9 protein-coding genes are annotated in these 8,245 nt (G+C 38.0%); 4 read left to right on the forward strand and 5 right to left on the reverse strand.

What is annotated here, in order from left to right:
- Positions 1-18: 18 nt before the first annotated feature.
- Positions 19-1,317 carry an asparagine--tRNA ligase gene (asnS, locus tag DTK66_RS04130; RefSeq protein WP_191667871.1) on the forward strand — a complete coding sequence of 433 codons (1,299 nt, stop codon included), beginning with the start codon at positions 19-21 and terminating at the stop codon, positions 1,315-1,317.
- A 108-nt stretch (positions 1,318-1,425) separates the two neighbouring features.
- Here asnS and DTK66_RS04135 read toward each other — a convergent pair whose 3' ends face one another.
- The 4 genes from DTK66_RS04135 to DTK66_RS04150 form a co-directional block, all read right to left on the reverse strand.
- Positions 1,426-2,097, reverse strand: a complete 672-nt coding sequence (locus tag DTK66_RS04135; RefSeq protein WP_191667872.1) for a type 1 glutamine amidotransferase — start codon at positions 2,095-2,097, stop codon at positions 1,426-1,428.
- A 101-nt stretch (positions 2,098-2,198) separates the two neighbouring features.
- A complete protein-coding gene (locus DTK66_RS04140; protein WP_003669411.1) occupies positions 2,199-2,570 on the reverse strand; it encodes a HesB/YadR/YfhF family protein in 372 nt (123 codons plus the stop codon).
- A gap of 105 nt (positions 2,571-2,675) precedes the next feature.
- On the reverse strand, positions 2,676-3,320 hold the full coding sequence (locus tag DTK66_RS04145; protein WP_191667873.1) for an NAD(P)-dependent oxidoreductase: 645 nt from the start codon (positions 3,318-3,320) through the stop codon (positions 2,676-2,678).
- Positions 3,320-4,462 (reverse strand): DUF3533 domain-containing protein, encoded by a 1,143-nt coding sequence (locus DTK66_RS04150; RefSeq protein WP_191667874.1) that lies wholly within the window; start codon positions 4,460-4,462, stop codon positions 3,320-3,322. Before DTK66_RS04150 ends, DTK66_RS04145 begins: the two co-directional genes overlap by 1 nt.
- Positions 4,463-4,553: 91 nt before the next feature.
- Between DTK66_RS04150 and DTK66_RS04155 the strand changes: the two genes are divergently transcribed.
- Positions 4,554-5,132: a TetR/AcrR family transcriptional regulator gene (locus DTK66_RS04155; protein WP_003669414.1), complete on the forward strand. Its 579-nt coding sequence runs from the start codon at positions 4,554-4,556 to the stop codon at positions 5,130-5,132.
- 101 nt (positions 5,133-5,233) lie between these two features.
- Here DTK66_RS04155 and DTK66_RS04160 read toward each other — a convergent pair whose 3' ends face one another.
- Entirely contained in the window at positions 5,234-6,112 is an 879-nt protein-coding gene (locus DTK66_RS04160) for an aldo/keto reductase (RefSeq protein WP_191667875.1), read from the reverse strand.
- Positions 6,113-6,234: 122 nt separating this feature from the next.
- Here DTK66_RS04160 and DTK66_RS04165 point away from each other — a divergent pair, with 122 nt between their 5' ends.
- Both DTK66_RS04165 and DTK66_RS04170 read left to right on the forward strand, forming a co-directional pair.
- A complete protein-coding gene (locus DTK66_RS04165; protein ID WP_191667876.1) occupies positions 6,235-7,107 on the forward strand; it encodes a LysR family transcriptional regulator in 873 nt (290 codons plus the stop codon).
- Positions 7,108-7,182: 75 nt separating this feature from the next.
- Positions 7,183-8,172: an asparaginase gene (locus tag DTK66_RS04170; RefSeq protein ID WP_153930945.1), complete on the forward strand. Its 990-nt coding sequence runs from the start codon at positions 7,183-7,185 to the stop codon at positions 8,170-8,172.
- The last annotated feature ends 73 nt before the right edge of the window (positions 8,173-8,245 follow it).

Consider the following 8,245-nt stretch of genomic DNA (forward strand, 5'->3'; position numbering starts at 1 on the left):
TTTAAGGAGAGTATAAAAGTGGAAACTATTACAATTAGTGAAGCTCCTCAACATGTTGGGGAAACCGTTAAAATCGGTGTTTGGTTAACTGATAAGCGTTCAAGCGGTAAGATTGCCTTCTTGCAACTCCGTGATGGAACTGGCTTTTTCCAAGGAATTATCCGAAAGAATGATGTTTCAGAAGAAAAGTTTGATTCCGCTAAGCATGATCTTCACCAAGAAACTAGTTTTTGGGTAACTGGTGAAATTGCTGAAGATACGCGTTCCAAATTTGGGTATGAAATTCATATTAAGGATTTTGATATCGTTGGCAAAAGCGAAGAATACCCCATCGGTAACAAAGAACATGGTATCGACTTCTTGCTTGATAACCGTCATTTATGGTTACGTTCGCGTAAGCCGTGGGCACTAATGCGGATTCGGAGCCGCGTTAAGCTTGCAACAATGGAATTTTTTGACAAGCATGGTTTCACCCAGTTCGATGCACCAATTTTAACGGGAAGTGCTCCTGAAGGAACTACTGAATTATTTGAAACAGACTACTTTGACCGATCAGCTTACCTTTCACAATCTGGTCAACTATATGGAGAAGCCGGGGCCCTAGCACTTGGCCGTATTTATACCATGGGACCAACATTTCGTGCTGAAAAGTCAAAGACTCGTCGTCACTTAATGGAATTCTGGATGATTGAACCAGAAATGGCGTGGATGCATGAAGAAGAAAGTGAAGAAATTCAAGAACAATACATTGCCTACCTAATTCAAGATTTGATTGACCATTGTGCAACCGAATTGGAAATGGTTGGCCGTAGTGTTGAAAGCTTAAAGCCGTTTACTGAATTACCTTATCCACGAATTACCTACAAGGAAGCAATTGAAATGCTTAAGGAAGGCGGCTTTGATATTGAATATGGTGCAGACTTTGGGTCTCCAGAAGAAACTTACTTAGCTGACCAATTCAAGAAGCCTGTCTTTATCAAGAACTATCCAAAAGAAATTAAAGCATTCTACATGCCAACTGATCCTGAAGATGATCGCCAAGTTATCTGTGCTGACTTATTAGCACCAGAAGGTTACGGTGAGATTATTGGTGGTTCCGAACGTTCTTACGATTATGAATACATCACAAGTAAGTTAGAAGAAAACGGCTTAAGTAAAGAAAACTATGGTTGGTACGACGACTTACGGAAGTATGGTTCAGTACCTCACTCTGGTTTTGGAATGGGTCTTGAGCGGTTCCTTGCCTGGATCACTCTTCAAGATCACATTCGGGAAAACATCCCATTCCCACGGATGCTTAACCGGTTGAACCCATAATTAAAAAAGATGAAACTAGAAAATTTACTTTTCTTGGTTTCATCTTTTTATTTTCAGAAATTTAAAAGTGCGAAATTAGCGTCTCTTCTAGCTTCAATCTTTATGAGCCTATTTATCCGCAATGAAGTCTAACAATCGATACATTACCTGTTTATTCTCCGCTGGAACACCATGTGCAATAATCTCCGAACCCGTTTGATGAAGATCATTATGGTCCAACGGATATTGATCATCATTAACTGCAATCTCACGCACATTATCTGCCTCAGGTTCAAAATGAAATTGAAGCCCGATAACATTATCGTGGAGTATAAAACCTTGATTTTTTACCAAATCACTACTAAACAGCAACTCTGCTTCATCGGGAACTTCAAACATTTCTTCATGCCAGTGCAATGCAGTTAACTTCGGCGGGATATTAGGAATAACGTCACTTTGAAGGTATACCGGAGCCCACCCCACTTCTTTATGGGGCGCTTTTTTGATGGCATAGCCAAGCGTTTTAGCAATTTGCTGGGCACCATAACATGCACCAAAAATCGGCTTATGATCTTCTAACAATTGCCGAATTAAAACCCGCTCTTGCTTAATCCAATCCATGTCATCATTAGGGCTCATTGGACCGCCAAGGATAACTAACATATCCGTCTGATCACTAGTTGGCAAGTTACCAAACTGATATGGGTGATAGATATACATTTCATGGCCATGTTCTTGTGACCATTGTTGAATTGAACCTGGTCCTTCATTGGGCGTATGTTGCAAAACATTGATTCTCATCGAATATCCTTTCCATCAACGGCAATATTATACTAGGAATCGCCTGCAAGTACCTAAGATAATATTGTTATAACATCAAATCATGAGCTTAACAATAATTTTTATTCCCAATATTCTTCATATTTTCGTGATGCTCCGGTTGCAGCATCAACGTCTGCTTCACCATTATCTTCACGGCGAAAAATAAAAACTGGCTCTTCTGTCTCTTGCTGATAATCAACAGTAACAACTAGTCCTGAGAAGAACCAAGCATCCGCAAAGTTAACATGGTAATTAATACCATCTTTTGTTATGACGATTGTTGCCTCATCGAGTGTCGATTCAGGTTCATACCCTTGCTTAGGACCATGTTTAACATTGTGTGGTTGAATTGTTTTACCATAAAGCTTTATTCCGTCTCCACTAACCAGGTTATATTTTTGTTGGAACCATTTGCTAGCAGTATCAGTAATAATTAATTGCACTTCAATCACTCCTTGGATGATTCTTGCAATAGATTGATCTAAAAAATCTCTAAGATGTTTAATTATTCTACCACACCCTAATAACTAAATAACAATGATATATATTCTCGACATCTATTTTCCCCGCTTTGAACACATAAGTAATTTTTGCTGGTAGCTTTCTTCTCGATTTAATTGGCTAAGCATTACTGCTGCAACATCTGCACGATTCGTACGCGGTGCTCCTGGCATTTTATAACCGGAAGCTGCATTTCTAACCAGTGGATGTTCAGTCTTAGGACCATCGAAAAGTGGACCCGGATAAATTAACGTCCAGTTTAAGTTTGAGGCGATTAAATGGCGTTCTCCTTTCTCATGATCAGCCTGATTCCCCTTCAAAAATGTTTGAACCCCGATTTTATATGGATAAGTTACATTTCTGATAGTTTCACCAGTTCCCAAACTTGATAAAACAATAATCCGTGATACATCAGCTAGTCTCATTATCTTAATTAATCGCGGTATAAAACTAGCAAATAAATCAGCGGAACTATCCTTAATTGGATTTCCCAGGGCAACTAATACTGCATCGCAAGACAGCATTGCCTGCTGAAGCTTTGTTGTCTCCTCAAGTGTCCCTTGAATTATCGTTAATTTTTCTTGTGAATTTAATTTTTCAGGAGAACGCACATATGCTACCACTTCATGTCCCTCTGATAGCGCTTGCCGAACTAATTCCTGTCCCGTTCGTCCAGTTGCTCCAAGAATAAATAGTTTCATTAGTTGCTACCTTCTTTCTTATTATCCTTCTTAAATTGAGCGGTAATTATTAGAATTAATCCTGTAATTATCGTATAGATTAGTCCCATCACTACAGAGTTTGCAGGTCCATGGTTAAAGTACATAATGCTTTTTACTCCCCTATACATGTAAGACATCGGGAGCCAATCAGCTAATGTACTATAAAAACCATTTAACGATTCAGGAACTGCAGTTAATAATGGCGCTGCAAAGAATAGCAGTAACATAAAAACTGGAATTGAAATTATCCCAACCCATGATTCTACTCCATTAATAAAGATAATGAAGGCAAAAGCACATAGCGACATAAATAGTCCCAGTTCAGTAAAGTTAGGAATATTGACATCCAAAATCCAAGATTGTAATGCGGGAACTCCATAACCGATCACTAAAGCTGATATCCCAGCAGCTATTAGTTGAACAAACAAAGCTGAAAATTTTTCTTTAAGCGATTTAAATCGAATTTTTGAGAATGCAAATCCTAAAAGCATTGACGTTCCTAGGCTTCCAAGCCATACCGATTGAAAGAAATGTGCGCCACCATTTGCCAAATCGCCAGTTTTATTAACCTTTTCTTTTTTTATGGTTAATGGATTAGATAAATTCAATGCCATTGTTGCTGGAATTGATGTTGACCTATTCGCTACGTTTTGTAGTAAGTTAGTGCTGAGTTTATTGTTTAATTGAGTTGTCATCTGCGTCAATGCAGTATTGACTTGGGTTGTAACAGTTGTTCCCATTCCCTGATTAATAATAATCTTTAATTCTGCTTTTTGTGCATTAGGTGCTGTTAAGCTTTGAAGTTTTTCTGAAAAATCTTTAGGGATAACAATTGCCCCATAATATTTTTCTCGATTCATATCTTTTAATAGCTTTTTTTCAGAGTCAAACACTGTCCATTTAATACTCATTGCTGAAGAGTTTGAAGAACTAGTTGTTTCTGTTATTTGTTTCGCCAAATTTTCCCCAGTTACTCCGCGATCTTCATTTACAATAGCGATTGGCAAATCGTTAACTTTAACATGAGTTGAAGGTGTTGCAGTAATTGAAAAGTAGGCTCCGATAAATAAAGCTACTATAATTGGTAACCATAAAAATTTGTTTTTTAATAGTTTTAACATAGCAATCTCCTCTTATTTCTAATAATATCGTCATTATAAAAAAGAGGGTGTTATACTAGAACTACAAAAAGCTACAAGGTGTTGTATTTTTATGAAAAAATCTAAAACTGAGAAAAAAATTCAAGATGCCTTACTATTACTTTTAAAAACGGAAAGTATTAACCACATCACCATGAGCCAGATTGCTCAAAAAGCTAATCTTAATCGTGTCACTCTCTATCGACACTACAACGATAAATGGGACATTTTAGAGAATATAGAACAAGAATTTCTTCATAAGTTAGACACTCCGCATGCAAAAATGATCACTAATCTTCAGCTAACTACTCAGTCTTTACATCCTCATCCTAATTTAAGAGCACTAACAAGCTTCTTTAAGGTCTTTCAAGATAATTTTCCTCTTTTGCAAGTTCTTATGGGCCCAAATGCCAACTTAGGCTTTACTAATAAATTAATGACTTATTTAATCAACTTAGAAGAAAAATCACATCCTTACATCCCGGTTAGTATCCAGAAATTGAATCCAGATATGTTTTCTTACTATAGTATTTCCTCTTTGATCGGAATAATTCAGTTTTGGCGAAAAAATCAAAATTACTCACCATCACAAATGGCAGAATTTTTCTTTAAAATTCGTATCGGTGCTATTAAAGAATTCCAAAACAAATGAAGATAAGGCCAAGTGTTCTGATAATAAAGAAAAAACTCGGGACTGTTAAAATCACCAAGTTTTTTTCTTATAGCATCCTCTAATAAAACTTCCCAAAACTTTTATTTTTCGTCATCTTGAACCATCTTTAAGCTGGAGCCAAAGATTTGTTCAATCGTAACCGAATCACGGTGGTCAAAGAATTGGCTTTCGTTCTTGTTAAGACCAGCTATCTTTTTCATATCATCATTGGAAAGTTCAAAATCAAAGACATCGATATTTTCTTCCATCCGGTTCTTGTGGACTGACTTTGGAATGACAGTAATACCCCGTTGTAAAAGCCAGCGAAGAATTACTTGACCATTGCTCTTGCCATACTTGGCAGCAATTTCCGCAATTGTTTCGTTGGTAAAGATATCATGCTTACCTTCCGCAAATGGTGCCCATGCTTCAACACGAATATCTTCACTTTGCGCAAATTTAACCTCTTGATCTTGCTGGTACCAAGGGTTAACTTCAATTTGGTTGACCGCTGGCTTAACAGGCATTGTTAATTCAAGATCCTTTAGTTGGTCAGCGTAGAAGTTCGATACACCGATTGCGCGAATCTTACCTTCTTTCTGTGCTTCTTGTAACGCTCGCCAAGCCCCCATTGTATCGCCATATGGTTGGTGGAGAAGGTAAAGATCCATGTAATCAAGGCCAAGTTTTTGCAGTGAAGCGTCAATCCCTGCTTTAGCTCGCTTATAGTTAAAATCAGACACCCATAACTTGGAAGTTACAAAAACATCTTCACGGTTTACACTACTATTCTTAATTGCCTTTCCAACTGCTTCTTCGTTTTGGTAAGCAGCAGCAGTATCAATTAAACGATAGCCGACTTCAAGAGCATCGGTAACTGCTTGTTCAGCTTGACTTAAGTCTGGAACTTGGAATACTCCAAATCCAAGGGTTGGCATTTCTACTCCGTTATTTAATTTTACTGTTGGTACATTTGTCATAAAATCATTCTTCCTTCCTGTAATTAATTGTTGTCTATATATTAATTGCTAATTTACAAATTGAAAATTACTATCTTTACATGGTAGTATACAATCAGCGCATACTATTAAGGAGTGGTCTAATGATCGACAATTACTTGCTTGAAGAATTAGTGACCTTTGCCAGTGAAAAAACACTTGCTAAAACCGCTGAAAAACTTAACGTTACCCAACCAACCGTTACCCGGGGGATGCAAAAATTAGAAGACGAGCTTGGAATTCAATTATTTGACCGCCAACCTAACCGCATCATCCTTACTGATACCGGAAAATTAGCTGCTGAAAAAGCTACTGAAGTTCTCGCCGTCAACCGCAACTTTGTTCAACAGCTTCAAAATTATGCTGCTCGACAATCAGTAATTAAAATTGCATCAATTGCTCCAGGCCCATTAATTCTGCTTCGCGTAAAAAGTGCAGCTTTCTCTACACAAATTTTGATTGACGAGAAGTTTATTACCCCTGACCAAATCACCACTTCACTTTTAAATAATGAAAATTCAATAATTATCAGCGACCAAGAGATTCAAACTGTTCAAATTGAATCGCGTTATTTAGGGACCGAAAATCTCTATGTTAATCTTGATAAATTTATGTACCTTGCTAATTCGCAACAGGTTTCTTTCAAGGACCTAGCCGGCTTAAGCTTTGTCGTTTTGAACGATATCGGACCATGGAAAGAAATCATCCAAAAATATATTCCAAATGCTAAATTTTTATATCAAGAAGAATGGGCTGCACTTACTGAAATCACAAAATATTCTAGTTTCCCATACTTTAGCACTAATATAACAACAGCTAATCCACAACAACGTACTTCAAACGACGATCGAGTCAGACTCCCGATTACCGATGAAGCTGCGACAATGACGTTTTATGCTAATTACCTTAAGAAACAAAGAAATTCTTTAACGCCCCTACTTAATGAAATTAATCAAAATTGGCCTAATTTAAGTTAAATTATAGGCGTTTAACTTGTTTCACTGAAAATCCCTATTTAAAATATTAATAAAAAATGAATCATGGTGAAGAAAATGACTAAAAAATTACTACTTCTTTCTACCGGGGGAACAATTGCTTCCGTCGTATCCGATGAAGGGTTAGCTCCCGGTGAATCCGGTGAAGAATTAATCAAAATGCTTGGCCGGCTGCAATATGATGTTACTGTTCGTGACATTTTAGAACTAGACTCATCAAATATTCAACCTGAAGAATGGAAAATTATCGCTGAAGCAGTTTATGAACATCGGAATGACTATGATGGCATTGTTGTTTCACATGGAACAGATACAATGGCATACACTGCCTCCATGCTTACGTTTATGTTACAGCATATCAACCTGCCCGTAGTTTTAACCGGTAGTCAAGTGCCGATGAACGTCCTCCTCAGCGATGCCCCTGATAACCTCCGACTCGCCTTTACCGCTGCCGCTAATTGTGCTCCTGGAGTTTATATTGCATTCAACCGTAAAGTAATGCGTGGTTGCCGAAGCGTCAAAGTTAGGACTACTGCCTTTGATGCGTTTGAAAGCGTTAATGTTCCGCCAGTTGCTGAAGTTACCTCGGATGGTTTTTCAGTTAAGGACCACCGCTTGCCACAACCAGGAGAATGTCAATTAAACACGAAGATTGATACCCATGTATCATTAGTTAAACTCTTTCCGGGCTTCGATCCCGTTCTCTTACATGCAATGGCGAAGAACGGCTGTCACGGGATTGTCATTGAAGCTTATGGTCTCGGTGGGATGACTTCGATTCGTCGTAACATGGTCGCAGCTGTTGGTGAATTGATTCGGAATGGAATTCCCATCATTACCACCAGTCAATGTTTGTATGAACGGAGCGACTTAACGAAGTACGAAGTCGGGCGGCTGGCGTTATTAGAAGGAGCTATTAGCGCTCGTGACATGACTTCTGAAAGTGCCATCACTAAGCTAATGTGGGGGCTTGGTCAAGGAATGGATATCAAAGCTATTACTAAATTCTTTAATACTGATGTCGCTGGTGAAGTGACACTCGACTAATTTACACAATCATGGGGCTGGGAATTAACTATTAATTCTTGGTTCTCTAACAGTAAAATCCGGACTACGATTT

Origin of the sequence: Limosilactobacillus walteri (genome assembly GCF_014830205.1) — a bacterium.
Classification (GTDB): domain Bacteria; phylum Bacillota; class Bacilli; order Lactobacillales; family Lactobacillaceae; genus Limosilactobacillus; species Limosilactobacillus walteri.

Excerpts from the sequence above, each read along its gene's own strand:
- DTK66_RS04135 (WP_191667872.1), bottom strand. The coding sequence starts at position 2,097 with ATGAGAATCAATGTTTTGCAACATACGCCCAATGAAGGACCAGGTTCA.
- DTK66_RS04145 (WP_191667873.1), bottom strand. The coding sequence starts at position 3,320 with ATGAAACTATTTATTCTTGGAGCAACTGGACGAACGGGACAGGAATTA.
- DTK66_RS04150 (WP_191667874.1), bottom strand. The coding sequence starts at position 4,462 with ATGTTAAAACTATTAAAAAACAAATTTTTATGGTTACCAATTATAGTA.
- DTK66_RS04155 (WP_003669414.1), top strand. The coding sequence starts at position 4,554 with ATGAAAAAATCTAAAACTGAGAAAAAAATTCAAGATGCCTTACTATTA.
- DTK66_RS04160 (WP_191667875.1), bottom strand. The coding sequence starts at position 6,112 with ATGACAAATGTACCAACAGTAAAATTAAATAACGGAGTAGAAATGCCA.
- DTK66_RS04165 (WP_191667876.1), top strand. The coding sequence starts at position 6,235 with ATGATCGACAATTACTTGCTTGAAGAATTAGTGACCTTTGCCAGTGAA.
- DTK66_RS04170 (WP_153930945.1), top strand. The coding sequence starts at position 7,183 with ATGACTAAAAAATTACTACTTCTTTCTACCGGGGGAACAATTGCTTCC.